The following is a 17,714-nucleotide window of genomic DNA, read 5'->3' on the forward strand; positions in this document are numbered from 1 at the left end:
TTCTTCTAAACTCCCCTCCCCTGGGGGGGGAGGGTTTGGGCGGGGTGGAGCCTTGGCGAGTTGCCCGCGGCGAAACCCTCCCCCAGCTCCTCCTCCAGGGGAGGGGGGGAAGAACGATCGCGGCAGGCTTCGGAACTCCCGCGCCTCACCGGACTTGTGCAGTGCGACGACCTCCAACTGGGATGACGGAATGAAGATCGCGATGATCGGCCTTGGCCGGATGGGCGGGAACATGGCGCGCCGGCTGATGGAGGGGGGGCACGAGATCGTCGCATTCGACCGCGATGCCGATGCCGTCGCCAAGATCGTCGCCGACGGCGCAGAGGGTGCGGCGTCCCTCGACGAGGCGCGCGGCAAGCTGGGCAGCCCGGCGATCTGGTGGGTGATGCTGCCCGCCGGCGCGATCACGGAGCAGACGATCGGGACGATCGCCGACGCTGCGCAGCCCGGCGACATCGTCATCGACGGCGGCAACAGCTTCTACAAGGACGACATCCGCCGCGCGAAGGCGTTGGCCGAGAAGCAGCTCCACTATGTCGATGTCGGCACGTCCGGCGGCGTCTGGGGTCGCGAGCGCGGCTATTGCATGATGATCGGTGGCGATAACGAGACGATCGCGCACCTCGATCCCATCTTCGAGACGCTGGCGCCGGGCACGGGCGACATCGTCCGCACGCCGGGCCGCATCGCCGACAAGGTCGATCAGCGCGCGGAGAAGGGCTACATCCATGCCGGTCCCGCGGGGTCCGGCCATTTCGTCAAGATGATCCACAACGGCATCGAATACGGCCTGATGCAGGCCTATGCCGAGGGCTTCGACATCCTGAAGACCAAGTCTTCGGAAATCCTGCCCGAGGACGAGCGTTTCGACCTGAACCTGACCGACATCGCCGAAGTCTGGCGGCGCGGCAGCGTCATCTCGTCATGGCTGCTCGACCTCACCGCGATCGCGCTCGCCAAGGACGAGAAGCTCGACCAGTTCAGCGGCCATGTCGCCGACAGTGGCGAGGGTCAGTGGACGATCGACGCCGCGATGGAAGAGAAGGTGCCGGCGAACGTCCTGACCGCCAGCCTGTTCGCGCGCTATCGCAGCCGTGTCGAGCATACGTACGGCGACAAGGTGCTGTCGGCGATGCGCTTCGGCTTCGGCGGCCATGTCGAGATGCCGCAGTGAGCGAACCCCTGGGGACGCCGCGTCTGGTGGTGTCCGATGTCGACGGAACGCTGGTCGACAAGCAGAAGGTGCTGACGCCCGGCACGATTGCTGCGGTCGGTCGGCTGCGCGACGCAGGCGTGGGCTTCACGATCATCTCGGCGCGTCCGATGTCGGGCGTGATGCCGATCGCTGACGCGCTGGAGCTGGACGAGCCGATCGGCGCGTTCAACGGCGGCATCGTGTTCAAACGCTCCGGCGAGATCATCGAGCATCATCGCATTCCTGCCGACATCGCGCGCGGCATCTGGGACACGGTCGGCGATGCGAAGGTCGATCGCTGGGTCTTCGCCGACGACCGGTGGTATGCGTCGAGCGGCGAGGGCACGCATGTCGAGCATGAGCGGGTCGCATCGAATCAGGCCCCGATCATCACCACCGACTTCGACGATGTGTTGAGCCGCGCCGACAAGATCACCTTTGTCAGCGACGACGAGCCGTACCTGCGGTCGATCCATTCGGAGGTCGCACCGGCGTTCGGAGAGCGGGCGACGGTAGTGCAGAGCCAGACCTATTATCTCGACGTGACCGCGCTGGAGGCCAACAAGGGCACCGGCGTCGCCGAACTGGCGGAGGCGTTCGGTGTCCCGCTCGCGGAGACGGCGGCGATCGGCGATCAGGCCAACGACATTCCGATGCTGGCGCGCGTCGGCCTGCCGATCGTGATGGGTAACGCGCCGGATGCGATGCGCGAAAAGGCCGCGCACGTCACGCGCGGCAACGACGAAGACGGGGTCGCGCACGCGATCGATACGATTATCCTCAAAGGACACGAAAACTCATGAAGCAACTCGTCGCATTCGACCTCGATGGCACGCTGGCGGAGAGCAAGCAGCCGTTGAAGGAGCCGATGGGCGAGGCGCTGGCCGACCTGCTCGGCGTCGCGAACGTCGCGGTGATCTCCGGCGGCGACTGGCCGCAGTTCGACAAGCAGGTCGCCAGCCGCCTGCCCGAGCGGGCCGACCGCACGAAATTGTGGCTGATGCCGACGACGGGGACCAAGCTCTACACCTACAAGGACGGCGCGTGGTCGGCGGTCTATGCCGAACTGTTCAGCGAAGAGCAGCGCAAGGAGATCGTTGCGGCGTTCAACGCCTCGCTGGAAGCGACCGGGTTCGTACCCGAGCAGGTCTGGGGCGAGCGGATCGAGGATCGCGGCAGCCAGATCACCTTCAGCGCACTCGGCCAGCAGGCCCCGATCGACGCCAAGGAGCATTGGGACCCCGACTTCGCCAAGCGCAAGATCATCCAGGCCGATTTGAAGCAGCGCCTGCCGGGCCTGTCCATCAACATGGGCGGGGCTACCTCGATCGACATCACGCAGAAGGGCGTCGACAAGGCCTACGGCCTGAAGAAGCTGCGTGACGCGAGCGGCATCCCGCTCGACTCGATGATGTTCATCGGCGACGCGATCTTCCCCGGCGGCAACGACTATCCGGCCAAGGAACTCGGCCTCGACACCGTGCGCGTCCGCGACCCGGAAGAGACGCTGAGCGTGATCGCCGCGATCGTGGCGTGCCAGAAGGCGGGCTAAAGGACGATGGTGTGTTTGCCATGACCGGCTTGTCGGCCACCGATCTTTCGCCGGAGGTCTATGGCGAATTGTTCGAGGCGGTGGACGCGGGTTTCTGCGTCATCGAAATGATCTTCGACGGCGATCGGGCGGTCGACTATCGGTTCCTCAAGACCAACCGGGCATTTCAGCATCAGACCGGACTGGTCGATGCGGTCGGCAAGACCGCGCGCGAACTGGTCCCGCAACTGGAGCAGCACTGGTTCGACCTGTACGGTCGCGTCGCCACGACGGGTGAGGCGACGCGTTTCGACAATGGATCGGACGCGATGGGGCGCTGGTTCGAAGTGCACGCGCTGCGTGTTGGTAAAGCTGCCGATCGCATGGTCGGCATCATCTTTTCCGACATGACCGCACGGCGGCGCAGCGAACAGTCGATGCGCGAGAGCGACGAGCGGTTGCAGGAGGCACTGACCGCGGGCAGCGGCATCGGCACCTGGGATTGGGACGTGCCCAACGACCGCGTCTACGCCGACGAGCGGTTCGCGGAACTCTACGGCGTCGATCCGCGACGTGCGGTCGAGGGCGCGCCGATTGCGGAGTTCTTCCACGGCATCCACCCGGCCGACCTGCCGGAAACGCAGCGGCTGATCGACGCGGCGATGAAGACCGGCGAGCAGTTCCTCGCCTCCTATCGCCTGATGCAGCCCGACGGATCGGTCCGCTGGGCGGCGGCGCAGGGCCGCTGCCGGCTGGGCATCGACGGTCGCCCGCTACGTTTTCCGGGTGTCAGCTTCGACATCACGTCGCATCGGCTCGCGCAGATCCGTCAGGAAGCGCTGCTGGAACTCGGCGACCGTATCCGCGACGTCACCGATCCCGGCACGATCGCGTGCATCGGTGCGGAAATCCTCGCCCGCACGTTCGATGTCAGCCGCGCCGGCTACGGCGTGATCGACCCGGTGGCAGAGACGATCTTCATCGATCGCGACTGGAACGCGGAGGGCGTGAAGAGCATCGCCGGCCTGCTGCATTTCCGCGATTACGGATCGTATATCGAGGACCTGAAGCGCGGCGAAACGGCGATCGTGTCCGACGCGCGGACCGACCCCCGGACCAGCGCCACCGCGGATGCGCTGGCGGCCATCGACGCGCTGTCCTTCGTCAACATGCCGTTGCTGGAGCAGGGACGCTTCGTGGCGCTGTTCTTCGCGAATCACGCCGTGCCGCGGCTATGGCGCGAGGAAGAGCTGTCGTTGATGCGCGAGATCGCCGACCGCGTCCGCGCCGCCAGCGAACGCGCCAAGTCGGAGGCGGAGCGGCAGCGCCTGACCGAGACGCTGGAGGATCAGGTCGCCGAGCGCACGCGCGAACTGATGCTGGCCGAAGAGGCGTTGCGCCAGAGCCAGAAGATGGAGGCGGTGGGACAATTGTCCGGCGGCCTCGCGCATGATTTCAACAATCTGCTGACTGGCATCATCGGCAGCCTCGAACTGCTTGGCATCCGCATTGCGCAGGGCCGCTACGCCGACGTCGAACGCTATTCGCTGGCGGCGCAGGGCGCGGCCAAGCGGGCCGCGGCGCTGACCCACCGGCTGCTCGCCTTCTCGCGCCGCCAGACGCTCGATCCGCGGCCGACCGATGTCAACCGGCTGGTCGGCGGGCTGGAGGAACTGGTCCAGCGCACGGTCGGTCCTTCGATCACAGTGGAGGTCGTGGCGTCCGCGGGCCTGTGGACGACACTGGTCGATCCCAACCAGCTCGAAAACGCGGTCCTGAACCTGTGCATCAACGCGCGCGACGCCATGCCGGAGGGCGGGCGGCTGACGATCGAGACGGCGAACCGCTGGCTCGATGATCGCGCCGCGCGGGCGCGCGACCTGCCGGCCGGCCAATATGTGTCGGTCTGCGTGTCCGATACCGGCACCGGCATGACCCCGGACGTGATCGCCAAGGCGTTCGATCCGTTCTTCACGACCAAGCCGATCGGCGTGGGCACGGGGCTGGGCCTGTCGATGATCTACGGCTTCGCACGCCAGTCCGGCGGACAGGTCCGCATCTATTCCGAAGTCGGGCAGGGAACGAACCTGTGCCTGTACCTGCCCCGCCATCTCGGCCCCGCCGAAACGGCGGAACTGGTACCCGACCTGACCGACGCGCCGCGCGCCGCAGAGGGGCAGACGGTGCTGGTCGTGGACGACGAGCCGACCGTGCGGATGCTGGTGATGGAGGTGCTGGAGGAGCTCGGTTACGCCGCGCTTGAGGCGGCGGACGGGGCCAGCGGCTTGAAGATCCTGCAATCCGACGCCCGCATCGACCTGTTGGTGACGGATGTCGGCCTGCCAGGCGGCATGAACGGCCGGCAGATGGCCGATGCCGCGCGGGTCGGACGGCCGGACCTGAGCATCCTGTTCATCACCGGCTATGCGGAAAATGCGGTCGTCGGCAACGGCCAGCTCGATCCGGGCATGCACGTGATGACCAAGCCGTTCGCGATGGAGGCCTTGGCCGGTCGCATCAAGGAGCTGATCAGCCAGTAACCACTTCTCCCGATCGCAGGATCGCTCGGCCGACTGATTCAGATTAATTGCAATCGGGCCGTATCGGCGTCATGCGGGGTCCAAAGGAACGCACGAACTTTATGGCTTCGCAGGGACTGTCGGATGTGGTCGTCGATACGACCGCCTGTGATCGCGAGCCGATTCATGTGCCCGGCGCGATTCAGCCGCACGGCCTGCTGCTGATCGCCGATCCCCATACGCGGGCGGTGGTCGCCGGCGCCGGTGCGCTGGAGGAGCGGCTGTCGGCGGACTGGCTCGGCGCCGACCTGTCGGAACTTCTGGGTCAGGACATCGGCGCGCTCATCGCCGCCGCGACCGGCCCGGTCAGCGGCATGGTCGGCCAACCGATCGTGACCCCAGCCGGGGAGCGGCTGGACGTGGCGGTCCATCGCAGCGGCGATCACCTGCTCGTCGAACTCGAACCGTCGGCGGAACAGCCGCTCGGGGCGGCGGCGGTGGTGTCGCGGCTGGACGGCTTCGCGATCATGTTCGAACGCGCCGGCGATCTGGAGGTGTTGTGCGCCCGCGCGGCGTCGGCGTTCCGGCAGCTGACGGGGTTCGATCGGGTGATGATCTATCGCTTCCTGGACGAAGACGCCGGGCGCGTCGTGGCGGAGGATCGCGATCCGCGGCTCGGCACGTTCCTGAACCATCATTTCCCGGCATCCGACATCCCGCGTCAGGCGCGAGCGCTGTACGTCCGCAACCGCGCGCGCGCGATCCCGACCGTCGACTATACCCCCGCGCCGATCCGCCCGGCCGCCTTCGCCGGCATCGACCTGTCCGACATCGGCATCCGCAGCGTGTCGCCGATCCACCTGCGCTACATGGCGAATATGGGCGTGGCGGCGTCGGCGTCGATCTCCATCGTCAAGGACGGCGTGCTGTGGGGGCTGGTCGCTTGCCACCACGACACGCCCAGGTTGTTGCCGCCTGATGTGCGCGCGGCGGCGGCGACGCTGGCATCGGGCCTCGCACGGCAGGTCCGCGCCAAGGAGGAAGCGGAGACCTATCGCGAGCGGCTTCGGCTGCGCGCGGCGGAGGATGCGGTGCTGCCGAAGCTGGCGGGCGACGGCGGCATGGCGGACGCGATGAAGCGGTCGCGCGACGATCTGATGCGGATGCTGGACGCGGACGGTTTCGCCTGGGTCCATCGCGGCGGCGTCGATTGCATCGGACGCTGCGCGCCGGCGGCGGTGCTGAAGGCCCTGTCGGACTGGGTGCAGGGCGGCGTCGAACCGGTCGTGACGCGCGAACTCGGCGCGCTCCGCCTGGAGATGGCGGAACATGCCGGCGCCATCAGCGGCATGATCGCGATGCCGCTGGCGGATGACGGTGCGACGCTGATGTGGTTCCGCGTCGAACAGGTCGAGGAAGTCGAGTGGGCGGGCAATCCGCATAAGGCGGCGAGCGTCGCGCCGGGCGAACAACTCACGCCGCGTGCCTCGTTCGAGACGTGGACCGAACAGGTGCGCGGTCGCTCGCGCCGCTGGACGATGGAGGAGGTCGAGGCGGCGCATCGCCTGCGTCGCGCCTTCCACGACGCGCACCGGGCGCGCCAGTTGCGCGACCTCAACGCGCAACTGATGCGGACGCTGGCCGACAAGGACGCGGCGCTGGCGCAGAAGGATCTGCTGATGAAGGAGGTGGACCACCGCGTCCAGAACAGCCTCCAGCTCGTCTCCGCGTTCCTCGCGATGCAGTCGCGTGCGGCGGGGCCGGGCGAGGTCGCCGATCAGCTGACGGAGGCGCAGGCGCGGCTGTCCGCGGTCGCTCTCGTCCACCGCCGGCTCTATCGCGACGACCAGATCGGCTCGGTCGACCTGTCGCGCTATCTCGAGGAACTGGCCGACGACATGAAGGCGTCGATCGGCGGCGAATGGGGGTCGCGGATGCATACCGACCTCGCTCCCGTCCTGATCCCGACCGATCGCGCCGTGGCGGTCGGTCTGGTGATGACAGAGCTGGTCATCAACGCCACCAAATATGCCTATGACGGCGGCGTCGGCCCGATCGCGATCACGCTGGAACAGCACCGTAACCGCCTGCGCCTGATCGTCGCCGACGAAGGGCGCGGCAAGACCGGCGAGAAGGCCGGCTTCGGCAGCCGCATGATGGGCGCGATGGTCGGCAAGCTCGAAGGCGAGATCGCCTTCACCGACAACGCCCCCGGGCTCCGCGCCATCCTCACCGCCCCGATCGGGGTGTGGTAGGAGGAGGCTGCACCCGTCTTCCTTCTGCTCCCCTCCCTTTGGGAGGGGCCGGGGTAGGGCGGCGCTGCAAGCTCATCCCCCTCGATCGTAACCAGCAGCCGTCTCGCGACAAAACAACCCGTTCGCCCGCGGAGAAGCCAGCCCCGAGATCCTTCTCAAAGGGATCGGCGCCAAAGCTTCTCTGCCACCCCGGCGAAGGCCGGGGTGGTGGGGTGACAGGCAGCGGAACTACTTAGCAACGATCTACGACAGACAGGGAGCGAAGAAGGGGCGACCGTCGCTCACGCCACCGCGCGCCCATACAGATCGAAACACGCCTCCGCGCCGGCGATGGCACCCTCGACCCAAGCATCACCCCTATCCATACCAGCCGCGTCGATCGCCGTCAGCAACGTGCGCCATTCCCCCGGCAAATGCTTCGCGCCGAGATACCGCTTGGGCAGCGTCTCCGGCACCCCGCGCGCCAGCATGATGCCGCCCAGCCGAGACCCCTCCGTCACGTACAGCGCACCCCAATCCGCGCCCGCGCGGTCCGGCAGCGCGAAGGGCAGGGGCTCCGGCATCGTCAGTCCCAGATCGACGAGGTCCGCTGCGAGCAAACCGGTCCGCCGCCGCCAGTCCGGCAGACCATCCGCCTCGTTCAGCACAGCTTCCACCGCCGGCAACGCCCGCGCATGCGCGATCAGGAAGCGCGCATAGGCGTCGCGGTCGCCGAGATCATGCCCGCCGAACGCCGCATCCACCGCATCGTGCGCCGGGGCGGTCTGCGCACGCAGACGCTGGACGGCACTGGTCACGGAAACATCATCATGCGGAGGCGGGGACCGGTACGGCCTGCGGGTCGGCGTCGGCGATATCGGCGATCAGCCCCTGACGCTTGGCGACGATCGTCGGCACCAGCGCCTGCCCGGCGACGTTCACTGCCGTGCGTCCCATATCGAGGATCGGGTCCACCGCCAGCAACAGGCCCGCCCCTTCCAGCGGCAGCCCCAGCGTCGACAGCGTCAGCGTCAGCATGACGAGCGCGCCGGTCAGCCCTGCCGTCGCAGCGGAGCCGATCACCGACACCAGCACGACCAGCAGGTAATCCGACGCGTGCAGCGGCACGTTGTAATATTGCGCGACGAATAGCGCCGCGACAGCCGGGTAGATCGCGGCGCACCCATCCATCTTGGTCGTCGCCGCGAACGGCACCGCGAAGGCGGCGTAGCTGCGCGGCACGCCGATCCGCTCCACCGCCGCTTCGGTAACGGGCAGCGTCGCGATCGAGCTGCGCGAGACGAAGCCGAGCTGGATCGCCGGCCACGCCGCCGCGAAGAACCGCCGCACCGACAGACCGTTGGCGCGCAGCAGCACCGGGTAGACGACCAGCAGCACCAGCCCCAGCCCGATATACACCGCCCCCGCGAACGCGCCGAGCGCCGACAGCGACTGCCAGCCATATTCGACCACCGCATGCCCCAGCAGCCCCGCCGTGCCGATCGGCGTCAGCCGTACGACCCAGCGCAGCACACGGCGGAAGATCGCGAGCGCCGACGCGTTGAACGACAGGAACGCGCTGCCCTGATCACCGGTGCGGACGGCGGCAATCCCGATCGCCACCGCGACGACGATGATCTGGAGGACGTTGAACGACAGCGATGTCGTCGCCGCGCCGTCGACGAGCTTGGTCGTCGCACCGAGCCCCAGAATGTTGGCCGGCACCAGCCCACGCAGGAAATCGAGCCACGAGCCATGCGTCGTCGGCGCGACTGCCGCCGCCACGTCGACGCCGGCGCGCACGCCCGGTTGCATCACCGTCCCGAGAGTCAGCCCGATCGCAACCGCGATCAGCGCGGTGATCGCGAACCAGATCAGCGTCCCCGCGACCAGCCGCGCGGCATTGCCGAGATCGCGGAGCGCCGCGATCGACGCGACGATCGCCGTGAACACCAGCGGCACGACCAGCGCACGCAGCAGCTGCACGAAGATCTCGCCGACGATGCGCAGCGCCTCGGCCAGGGCGCTCGCCTCGCCGAGGGTCCGTGCCCAGAAGCCCAGGAGCAAGCCCGTCGCCATGCCGACGAACACCTGCGCGGTGAAGGAAAAACGTGTCATCGCCGCGGACCGTGGCGAGGTCGGTGGCGAATGCCCAGCAAGAATGTTGCTAGGGGGCGTAAAGCTGGAGGAGGGGCCGCGCAATTCGCCGTCGGTTCGCCCGGAGCCGCGCCGTGATCCCGGCACCGACTCCGATGCGGGCGGAGCCGCCATCGCAATCGTGCGCCGCTTCACGTCGTCGGGCCGGGACCGGCGAGGCCCGAAAAATCGAAAGCGGAAAGGTGCTGTGTGCCTACCTCAAGCAATATTGTTAAAGCGCGGATAAACAATCGTTTCGGTTCCGTACCGTTGACAGCGCGATAGGGCGTGGCATGTCTCTGTCATGCCCTTCTCCGCTCTTTCCGTTTCGGACATGCCTGGCTGGCCGATCGGGGGCGGTGAGTGCGGGCGCTTGATCCGGCGCTGCGACTGGAGCGAAACGCCGCTGGGGTCGATGGATGACTGGTCGCCGGTCTTGCGCGTCACGGTGCAGACGCTGCTCAACTCTCCGGTGCCGCAAGTGCTGCTGTGGGGGCGCACCGGCATCATGCTGTACAATGACGGCTATGCCGCCATCGCCGATGACCGCCACCCAGGCGCGCTGGGTGGCGACGTGCAGACGATCTGGCCGGAAGCATGGGACTGGAACAGCGCCGTCCTGACACGCGGCTTCGCGGGCGAGGTCGTCGGCCACCGCGACCAGATGTTCGTCGTCCGTCGCGGCGACGCCGACGAGACGCTGACGCTCGACCTGTTCTACACCCCCATTCGCGACGAGCGCGGCGCGGTGGTGGGGGTGCTCTGCACCGTGATCGACAATACCGCGCGGCACGGAGCGGAGAAGCGCCTCGCGCGCAGCCTGACGGAGGTGAGATCGATCGGTGATTCGCTGCCGGTACTGATCGCCTATGTCGACCGGAACCTGACCTACCGATTCGCCAACGCCTATTACAAACAGTGGATGGGCCACGATCCCGAGTGGATGCTGGGCCGCAGCGTCGGCGAGGTGCTGGGCGAGGAGGTGTTCGCCGAACGCCGTCCACTGATGCTGCGCGCGCTGGCCGGCGAACGCGTGACGAGCGACACGCGCCTGCCGACCGCCAATGGCCGCGACCGGCGGATGGAAACGCATTACCTGCCGCGCCACGATGCGGAGGGGCGGGTGTCCGGCCTGTATCTGCTGGCCTTCGACGTCGAGGATCGCGCGCGGCGCGAGGAGGAGCTGGATCGCAGCAACGGCCGGTTCCGCGCCGCGATGATGGCGATGCACGGCGTGTTGTGGACGAACGACGCGCAGGGGCGGATGCTGGGCGAACAGTCGGGCTGGGGAGCCCTGACCGGCCAGACGCAGGCGCAGTATCAGGGCTATGGCTGGACGCAGGCGCTGCACCCGGACGATGTCGCGCCGACCGTCGCGGCGTGGGAGCGGTCGGTCGCGACGCTGACCGCGTTCGAGTTCGAACACCGCGTCCGCCGTCACGATCATGCCTGGCGAACATTCGCGGTTCGCGCACTGCCGATCCTGGGCATGGACGGCGAGGTGGTCGAATGGGTCGGCGTGCACACCGACATCACCGATCAGCGCGAGGCGGAGTGGGCGCTGACCGAACAGGCGTCGCTGTTGCGGCGTCAGGTCGAGCATCGCCGCCGTGCCGAGGACCAGTTGCGCCAATTGAACGAGACGCTGGAGACGCGGATCGCAACCGAGATCGCGGAGCGGCGGCAGGCGGAGGCGGCGCTGGCGCAGGCGCAGAAGATGGAGACGATCGGTCAGTTGACCGGCGGCGTCGCGCACGACTTCAACAACCTGTTGCAGGTCGTGTCGGGCAACCTCCAGTTGCTCGGCCGCGAGGTCGCGGGCAATCCGGTCGCCGAGCGCCGCGTGTCGAGCGCGATGGCGGGCGTGGAGCGCGGCGCGAAGCTGGCCGCGCAACTGCTCGCCTTCGGGCGGCGGCAGGCGCTGGAGCCGCGCATCGTCAACGTCACGCGTTTCGTGCACGGCATGGGCGATATCCTGCGCCGCGCGATCGGGGAGGGGGTCGCGATCGACACGGTCGTCACCGACGGCCTGTGGAACACCTTCATCGATCCCGCCCAGATCGAGAACGCGATCCTGAACCTCGCGATCAACGCGCGCGACGCGATGGGCGGGCATGGGCGCCTGACCATCACCGTCGCCAATACGCGCATCGACCCGTCCGAAGACGATACGGCGGTCGATGGCGTGGGGGCGGGCGACTATGTCGAACTCAGCGTCGGCGACACCGGATCGGGCATGACGCCCGACATCATGGCCCGCGTCTTCGAGCCGTTCTTCTCGACGAAGGAGGAGGGAAAGGGATCGGGGCTGGGCCTGTCGATGGTCTATGGCTTCGTGAAGCAGTCCGGCGGGCATGTCCGCATAGACTCCACGCCGGGCCGTGGGACGACGGTGCACCTGCTGCTGCCCCGCGCGTTCGGGGCGGAGGATGCCGACCGGCCGACGGACGATCGCCCGATCGCCGGCGGAACGGAAACGGTGCTGGTGGTGGAGGACGACGACGATGTCCGCGCGACCGTCGTCGGCATGCTGGAGGAACTCGGCTACCGCGTCCTGACCGCGTGCGATCCCGATGCCGGACTGGCGATGGTGGTGGCGGGGGCGAAGCCGGACCTGTTATTCACCGACGTGGTCATGCCGGGCACGATCGACAGCGCCGACATGGCCCGCCAGATGCGCGCGTACGTTCCCAGCCTGTCCGTGCTGTTCACCTCCGGCTATGCCGAAAGCGCGATCGTGCACGGTGGCCGGCTCGATCCGGGCGTGGAATTGCTGGCCAAGCCCTATTCGCGAGAGGCGCTGGCGCGGCGGGTCCGCCAGGTGCTGGGACCGCCCGCGCGCGCCGCCATCGTCGCGCTGCTGGTCGAGGACGATCCGACGATCCGCGGGCAGATCCAGGAAGTGCTGGCGGAGGCGGGGTTCGAGGTGATGGTCGCGGGCAGTGCGGAGGAGGCGATCGACCTCACCGATCGATCCCGCGCGACGGTGCTGGTCACCGACGTGAACCTGCCGGGGGCGTCGGGCGTCGAACTGGCGGCGACGATCCGGGCGGAGCGGCCCGACATCGGCATCGTCTTCGCGACCGGCGACGGCGCGGTGGCCCTGCCCGAGGACGGTGCGACCGCGATCCTGCGCAAGCCGTACGGCGTCGCCGCGCTGGTCCGCGCGGTGCGGACCGTCGTCGATCAGCACCCCGCCTGATCGCGGAACCGTAGCCCATGATCCTGTTCCACATCCTCTGGCCTGTGTTCGCGATGGTCGCGCTGATCTTCACCGTCTGGGTGACCTTGATCGTGAAGCGCCTGCGCCATCTGAAGGCGGTGCGCCCGACCGCCGCCGACTTCGTCGATCGTGCGGCGATGCACCGGTATTTCGGACCCGCCGCACCCGCGGCCGACAACCTCGCCAACCTGTTCGAAATGCCGGTGCTGTTCTTCGCGATCGTGCCGCTGCTGATGGCGACGCAGCAGGCGGGGATCGCGCAGGTCCTGCTCGCCTGGATCTACGTGGCCTTGCGCGCGGTCCATAGCTGGCACCACCTGCGCGGCCATGTCCGTCCGCGCTTCCGCATGTACATCGCGTCGGTCGCGGTGCTGGCGGCGATGTGGATCGGCTTCCTGATCGATTTCGTGGCCGCCGCCTTCGCCTACAGCGCCGCGCTGTCCCGTCTCTTGCAACCCTGATCCACGCGCGTTCGTTTCCCACGCCCGAGGAGACGGACGATGTCAGAGGAACAGGATCACGAAGCGATCCACCGCGAATTCGAGGACGCGGTAAACATGACCCCCGCGGCGCTGGAGAAGTGGCTGGCGACCGAGGAGAGTCGATCGGTCGGTACCGGCGTCGGCCATGACGAGGGCCAGCGCATCGTCGCGATCAAGCACAAGAAGAAGGCGGACCTGACCGACGCCGATTACGACCATATGCGCAAGGTGGTCGGCTATGTTCACCGTCATCTGGCGCAGAAGGGCCCGGCGGACGACAAGGAACACTCCGCATGGCGCTTTTCGCTGATGAACTGGGGCCATGATCCGCTGAAGTGAGGCGGAGCGTGGCGGGATAGCCGCTACGCCGCCGCCTGCATCCGCCGGTTCGCCAGTTCGCGCGCTTCCTCGACGGGCAGCGGGCGCCCGAAATAATAGCCCTGCACCTTGGTGCAGCCGAAGTCCTGGATCATCCGGTGCTCGGCCTCGGTTTCGACGCCCTCGGCCGTCGTCGCCATCCCCAGGCTCTTGGCCAGCGCCACGACCGCGCTGATAATCGCCACCGCCTCGCGCACGCCCTTGGCCGCCGCCTGCACGAAGCTGCGGTCGATCTTGATCGACGAAAATCGCGTGCGGCTGAGATAGCCGAGCGAGGAATAGCCGGTCCCGAAATCGTCGAGGCTCAGCCGGATTCCCAAGTCGAGCACCCGCTCCAGCGTCTTTATCGCGCCGAGCCCCTCGTGCATGAACACGCTTTCGGTGACCTCCAGCTCCAGCCGGCCAGCCGATAGCCCCGATCCCGCCAGCGCACTGGTCACGGTGGTGACGAAGCCGGGGTTCTGGAGCTGGTCGGGCGAGACGTTGACCGCGACCCGGATGTCGTCCGGCCAGCGCGCCGCCTCCAGGCAGGCGGTACGCATCACCCATTCGCCGATCGGCCCGATCAGCCGCGCCTCCTCGGCGAGCGGGATGAACTTGGCCGGGGAGACGTTCCCGAACTCCGGGCTTTCCCACCGCAACAGCGCCTCGAACCCGGTCAGCCGTCCGCTGTCCGCATCCACCACGGGTTGATAGGCGAGGTGCATCTCGTTCTTTTCGAGCGCCTTGCGCAACGCCATTTCCAGCACGCGGCGTTCTTCGGCGCGGACGTGCAGTTGCGGCTCGTACGCGTGGAAGACACCGCCACCCTTGTCCTTGGAGCGATAGAGCGCGAGGTCGGCGGACCGGATCAGCATTTCCGCCGTCCGCCCGTCCCGCGGTGCCACCGCCAATCCGACCGACGCGCCGATATACAGGGTGTGCTGGTCGACCTCGTATGGTTGCGACAGCGTTTCGATGATCCGCCGGGCCAGCGCCTCGACGATGTTGGGGTCGTTCGCGTCGGTGACGACCACGGCGAACTCGTCGCCGCCCAGCCGCCCGCACATCTCGCCCTTGCCCATCAACTGGCCCAGCCGCTCGGATACGCGGCTCAGCAGCCGGTCGCCGATCGGGTGGCCCAGCGTGTCGTTGACCGCCTTGAACCGGTCGAGATCGATCATCATGAACGCGCAGCGCCCGCCCCAGCGATCCGCCTCCGCCATCGCGCGCGCCAGCGTCTCGTTGACGTGCAGGCGGTTGGGCAGGCCGGTCAGCGTGTCGTACCGCGCCATGCGGTTGATCTTGTCGGCGGAGGCGCGCTGTTCGGTCACGTCCGATCCCACCCCGCGAAAGCCGCAGAACTGGCCGCGATCGTCGAACCGCGGGCTGGCGGACAATTCCCACCAGCGCTCGACTCCGGCCACCGTCACCGGCAGGCGCACGTCGCGAAAGCTCTCGCGCGCCTTCAGCTTCTCCGCCAGCAGACGCAGCCCGGCGGCGAAATTACCGCTCTCCCAGGCGGGACCGGCCAGCACCTGAAGAAACGGCATGCCGTCGATCGTCACCGGATCGAGACCGCAGGCGAGCGCGAAGCGCGGCGACGCCTTGATGACGCGGCGCGCGGTGTCGGTCTCCCACAGCCAGTCGGCGTCGGTCTCCTCGAACTCGCGCAGCAGCAGGCTGACGGTTTCGTCGCGCTCCTCCAGCGCGATCTCGGCGGCGCGCAATGCGACCAGCGACTTGGCGCGGCTGGCGCAGATCGCGCCCAGCAGCAGCGCGAAGCAGGCCGCGCCACCCGCGGCCGCATAGGCGCCCACCAGCGTCAGGGCACTCGCCGCCGCCACCGTGATGCCGCCGAGAAAGGCCATCGTCGCCAGCATCAGCGGTGCCATCGCATAGGCTGCGCCGGTCATCAGGATCGCCAGCACCAGCCCGAATCCGGCGATCGTACCGGCCGGCACGGCACCGATCAGCAGCCACGGCACGCTCCACAGCGCCGCCAGCGCGGCCCCCTCCCACACCGTGCTGCGGATGTCGGCAAGTCGCGCATAGCCGTCCTCGCGGTGGTGCGAGCGCAGGCGACGCAGCGCCACGCCGGCCGCCACCAGCGCGGTCGCGATCCCCCATCCGACAACCTGGATCAGCGGCGCGAACGGTGCGAACAGCATGACCGCCATCGCCGCGCCCAGAGCGTTGGCCGCGAACATGAACACCGCCAGCCCGCGGCCCGCCTGAAGCTGCGTCGCCCGGATGCGCGCCCACATCGTCGCGTCCTTGCCGTCGGTGAAGCCGATCAGCGCAGGCAGGGCGGTGTCGAGCGTGCCAACAGGCGACTCGCCTCGACTGCGTCCGCGAGCGGGGGCCGGCGAGACGGGGACGGGCGGGGCGGCTGGGGCGGTTCGATCGGTCACGCCAACGGTGTAGCGTGCGGAGAGTTAGCGGATCGTTGAGCGTCCGGCAGGATTCGGAAAATGGCGTTTCAGCCGTGGAAGCGCGTCAGCCGATTGGTCGCAGCGTTGCAGAAGTCAGATGCCAGCTCAACTGCTCGCGCGTCGCACCGTCCACGTCGTTGACGCGGCGCAGGATATATTGCCCCGCAAACCGCTGATGCCGGCCGTTCTTCAACGTGGCGTAGACGCGCACCGGCACAGTGATGAACACCGAACCCGCCGCTCCTTCGCCGTCGATCGGCGCCCCTGCCACGACCCGCGTATGCGCCGTCCGCGCGAAGCCTCGCGTAAATGCGGCATAGCTCTGGCTGCTGGCCTGTCCCTTGCCCGACCACAGTCGGTACGCACCGTGATAATCCCCGCGCTCGATCGCCGCATAATAACGCTGCACGACGCCGCGCGCCTGTTCCGGGGTACGATCGATCGGCTGGACGGCGGCGATGGCGAGCAGGGCAAAGCTGAGCATGGATGGGGTAACGCGCCAACCGGCGTCATGCTCCCCGCTTCCAAGCTCCCCTCACAGGTGACGCCGAACCGACTGCGGACGTCTAAACCCGCTCCCGCTCCAGCAGCGCGTTCCAGTCCAGCCCCAGCAGATCCACCGCCTCGACGATGCGCGGCCAGTGCACCGTCATGAACGTCTCGCGCTCCGCGCCGCGCAGTTTTTCCGCCGCACCCGGCAGCACGAACATACCGACGCCGCGCCGGACCTCGACATAGCCCTCGTCCTGGAATCCCTGATACGCCTTGGCGACGGTCAGCGGGTTCGCGCCGTGTTCGGCAGCGAAGGCGCGGACCGAGGGAAGCTGGTCGCCCGCGCGATATTGCCCGCGGAGGATCGACGACGTGATCGCGCTCCGAAGGCGGAGATAGACCGGGCTGTCCTCGTTGCCGCTGAGTGCTGTCATGGTGACTTAATACAGCATGTACGCAGCTTGTCGACTCACCAGTGGAAGACGATATCGGCCGAGTCGGGACGCGGACGCTCGTCCAGCGGGCGTGACGGCGTGCCGATGAACACGAACCCGGCGATGCGCTCGCCCGCCGAGCCCAGCGCGTCGCGCACCGCGTCGGAATAGGCCGGCCACGCCGTCAGCCACCCGCCCGCGAAGCCGTGGGCGTTGGCCGCGTGGAGCAGGTTCATGCACACCGCGCCCGCCGACAATTCCTGTTCCCACAACGGGATCACGCCCGTTTTCGGCGACGACAGCACCGCCACTAGCACCGGCGCCTGATGTGCGAAGCCCGCCATGTTCGCGACCTCGGCCTCGCTCGCATCCGGTTTTTCGGCGCGATAGGCGTCCCCGATCACCTGCGCCAGGCGCGCGCGATCGTCGATCACGACGAACCGCCACGGCGCCAGCTTGCCGTGGTCGGGCGTGCGCGCCGCGATCGCCAGCAAGCGATTGAGAGTCGTGGCATCCGGACCCGGCGCGATCAGGTCGCGCGGCTTGCCGGAGCGGCGGGTGGACAGGAAGGCGAGGGGGGTGGAGCGGTCGTTGAACATGCGGATCCGCAAATAGGGCGGGCAGGCGCGTATTTACAGCGCCGGTCGTCACGCTACGGTACACGCATCCGCCTGCG

14 protein-coding genes are annotated in these 17,714 nt (G+C 68.0%); 8 read left to right on the plus strand and 6 right to left on the minus strand.

The genetic code is table 11. The annotated features are described in order from the left end of the window. Positions 1–190 precede the first annotated feature (190 nt). The 5 genes from gnd to ILT43_RS07865 all read left to right on the plus strand — a co-directional run bounded on the left by gnd (position 191) and on the right by ILT43_RS07865 (position 7,500). A complete protein-coding gene (gene gnd, locus ILT43_RS07845; protein WP_204197702.1) occupies positions 191–1,174 on the plus strand; it encodes a phosphogluconate dehydrogenase (NAD(+)-dependent, decarboxylating) in 984 nt (327 codons plus the stop codon). Continuing rightward, a complete protein-coding gene (locus tag ILT43_RS07850; RefSeq protein WP_204197704.1) occupies positions 1,171–1,998 on the plus strand; it encodes a Cof-type HAD-IIB family hydrolase in 828 nt (275 codons plus the stop codon). Before gnd ends, ILT43_RS07850 begins: the two co-directional genes overlap by 4 nt. After that, a complete protein-coding gene (locus ILT43_RS07855; RefSeq protein ID WP_204197709.1) occupies positions 1,995–2,747 on the plus strand; it encodes an HAD-IIB family hydrolase in 753 nt (250 codons plus the stop codon). Before ILT43_RS07850 ends, ILT43_RS07855 begins: the two co-directional genes overlap by 4 nt. A gap of 20 nt (positions 2,748–2,767) precedes the next feature. Then, entirely contained in the window at positions 2,768–5,266 is a 2,499-nt protein-coding gene (locus ILT43_RS07860) for an ATP-binding protein (RefSeq protein ID WP_204197730.1), read from the plus strand. 101 nt (positions 5,267–5,367) lie between these two features. Continuing rightward, on the plus strand, positions 5,368–7,500 hold the full coding sequence (locus ILT43_RS07865; protein WP_204197742.1) for a histidine kinase dimerization/phosphoacceptor domain -containing protein: 2,133 nt from the start codon (positions 5,368–5,370) through the stop codon (positions 7,498–7,500). Positions 7,501–7,781: 281 nt separating this feature from the next. Here ILT43_RS07865 and ILT43_RS07870 read toward each other — a convergent pair whose 3' ends face one another. Both ILT43_RS07870 and ILT43_RS07875 read right to left on the minus strand, forming a co-directional pair. Next, positions 7,782–8,297: a heme oxygenase-like domain-containing protein gene (locus ILT43_RS07870; protein ID WP_204197750.1), complete on the minus strand. Its 516-nt coding sequence runs from the start codon at positions 8,295–8,297 to the stop codon at positions 7,782–7,784. A 10-nt stretch (positions 8,298–8,307) separates the two neighbouring features. Beyond that, positions 8,308–9,597, minus strand: coding sequence for a dicarboxylate/amino acid:cation symporter (locus ILT43_RS07875; RefSeq protein WP_204197755.1), 1,290 nt, complete (start codon positions 9,595–9,597; stop codon positions 8,308–8,310). Between the two features lie 391 nt (positions 9,598–9,988). Here ILT43_RS07875 and ILT43_RS07880 point away from each other — a divergent pair, with 391 nt between their 5' ends. Genes ILT43_RS07880 through ILT43_RS07890 form a run of 3 tightly spaced genes read left to right on the plus strand, consistent with a single transcriptional unit; the run spans position 9,989 to position 13,659 of the window. Next, a complete protein-coding gene (locus tag ILT43_RS07880; protein WP_204197771.1) occupies positions 9,989–12,817 on the plus strand; it encodes a hybrid sensor histidine kinase/response regulator in 2,829 nt (942 codons plus the stop codon). Positions 12,818–12,834: 17 nt separating this feature from the next. Continuing rightward, complete coding sequence (locus ILT43_RS07885; RefSeq protein ID WP_204197775.1) at positions 12,835–13,299, plus strand: MAPEG family protein; 465 nt, start codon at positions 12,835–12,837, stop codon at positions 13,297–13,299. 39 nt (positions 13,300–13,338) lie between these two features. Next, a complete protein-coding gene (locus ILT43_RS07890; RefSeq protein WP_204197777.1) occupies positions 13,339–13,659 on the plus strand; it encodes a DUF3140 domain-containing protein in 321 nt (106 codons plus the stop codon). A gap of 23 nt (positions 13,660–13,682) precedes the next feature. Here ILT43_RS07890 and ILT43_RS07895 read toward each other — a convergent pair whose 3' ends face one another. The 4 genes from ILT43_RS07895 to ILT43_RS07910 all read right to left on the minus strand — a co-directional run bounded on the left by ILT43_RS07895 (position 13,683) and on the right by ILT43_RS07910 (position 17,637). Further along, a complete protein-coding gene (locus ILT43_RS07895) occupies positions 13,683–15,944 on the minus strand; it encodes a putative bifunctional diguanylate cyclase/phosphodiesterase (protein ID WP_239474375.1) in 2,262 nt (753 codons plus the stop codon). A gap of 232 nt (positions 15,945–16,176) precedes the next feature. After that, a complete protein-coding gene (locus tag ILT43_RS07900; protein ID WP_204197786.1) occupies positions 16,177–16,596 on the minus strand; it encodes a hypothetical protein in 420 nt (139 codons plus the stop codon). Positions 16,597–16,678: 82 nt separating this feature from the next. Beyond that, positions 16,679–17,038 (minus strand): GntR family transcriptional regulator, encoded by a 360-nt coding sequence (locus tag ILT43_RS07905; protein ID WP_204197790.1) that lies wholly within the window; start codon positions 17,036–17,038, stop codon positions 16,679–16,681. Positions 17,039–17,073: 35 nt separating this feature from the next. Next, positions 17,074–17,637, minus strand: a complete 564-nt coding sequence (locus ILT43_RS07910; RefSeq protein WP_204197792.1) for a nitroreductase family protein — start codon at positions 17,635–17,637, stop codon at positions 17,074–17,076. Between the last annotated feature and the right edge of the window lie 77 nt (positions 17,638–17,714).

It is taken from the genome of Sphingomonas longa (assembly GCF_016892685.1).
Lineage (GTDB): Bacteria > Pseudomonadota > Alphaproteobacteria > Sphingomonadales > Sphingomonadaceae > Sphingomonas > Sphingomonas longa.

What these genes read in the sequence shown, in the direction of transcription:
- gnd (WP_204197702.1), top strand. Translation starts at nt 191, where the DNA reads ATGAAGATCGCGATGATCGGCCTTGGCCGGATGGGCGGGAACATGGCG.
- ILT43_RS07855 (WP_204197709.1), top strand. Translation starts at nt 1,995, where the DNA reads ATGAAGCAACTCGTCGCATTCGACCTCGATGGCACGCTGGCGGAGAGC.
- ILT43_RS07860 (WP_204197730.1), top strand. Translation starts at nt 2,768, where the DNA reads ATGACCGGCTTGTCGGCCACCGATCTTTCGCCGGAGGTCTATGGCGAA.
- ILT43_RS07865 (WP_204197742.1), top strand. Translation starts at nt 5,368, where the DNA reads ATGGCTTCGCAGGGACTGTCGGATGTGGTCGTCGATACGACCGCCTGT.
- ILT43_RS07875 (WP_204197755.1), bottom strand. Translation starts at nt 9,597, where the DNA reads ATGACACGTTTTTCCTTCACCGCGCAGGTGTTCGTCGGCATGGCGACG.
- ILT43_RS07885 (WP_204197775.1), top strand. Translation starts at nt 12,835, where the DNA reads ATGATCCTGTTCCACATCCTCTGGCCTGTGTTCGCGATGGTCGCGCTG.
- ILT43_RS07890 (WP_204197777.1), top strand. Translation starts at nt 13,339, where the DNA reads ATGTCAGAGGAACAGGATCACGAAGCGATCCACCGCGAATTCGAGGAC.
- ILT43_RS07895 (WP_239474375.1), bottom strand. Translation starts at nt 15,944, where the DNA reads ATGTGGGCGCGCATCCGGGCGACGCAGCTTCAGGCGGGCCGCGGGCTG.
- ILT43_RS07900 (WP_204197786.1), bottom strand. Translation starts at nt 16,596, where the DNA reads ATGCTCAGCTTTGCCCTGCTCGCCATCGCCGCCGTCCAGCCGATCGAT.
- ILT43_RS07905 (WP_204197790.1), bottom strand. Translation starts at nt 17,038, where the DNA reads ATGACAGCACTCAGCGGCAACGAGGACAGCCCGGTCTATCTCCGCCTT.
- ILT43_RS07910 (WP_204197792.1), bottom strand. Translation starts at nt 17,637, where the DNA reads ATGTTCAACGACCGCTCCACCCCCCTCGCCTTCCTGTCCACCCGCCGC.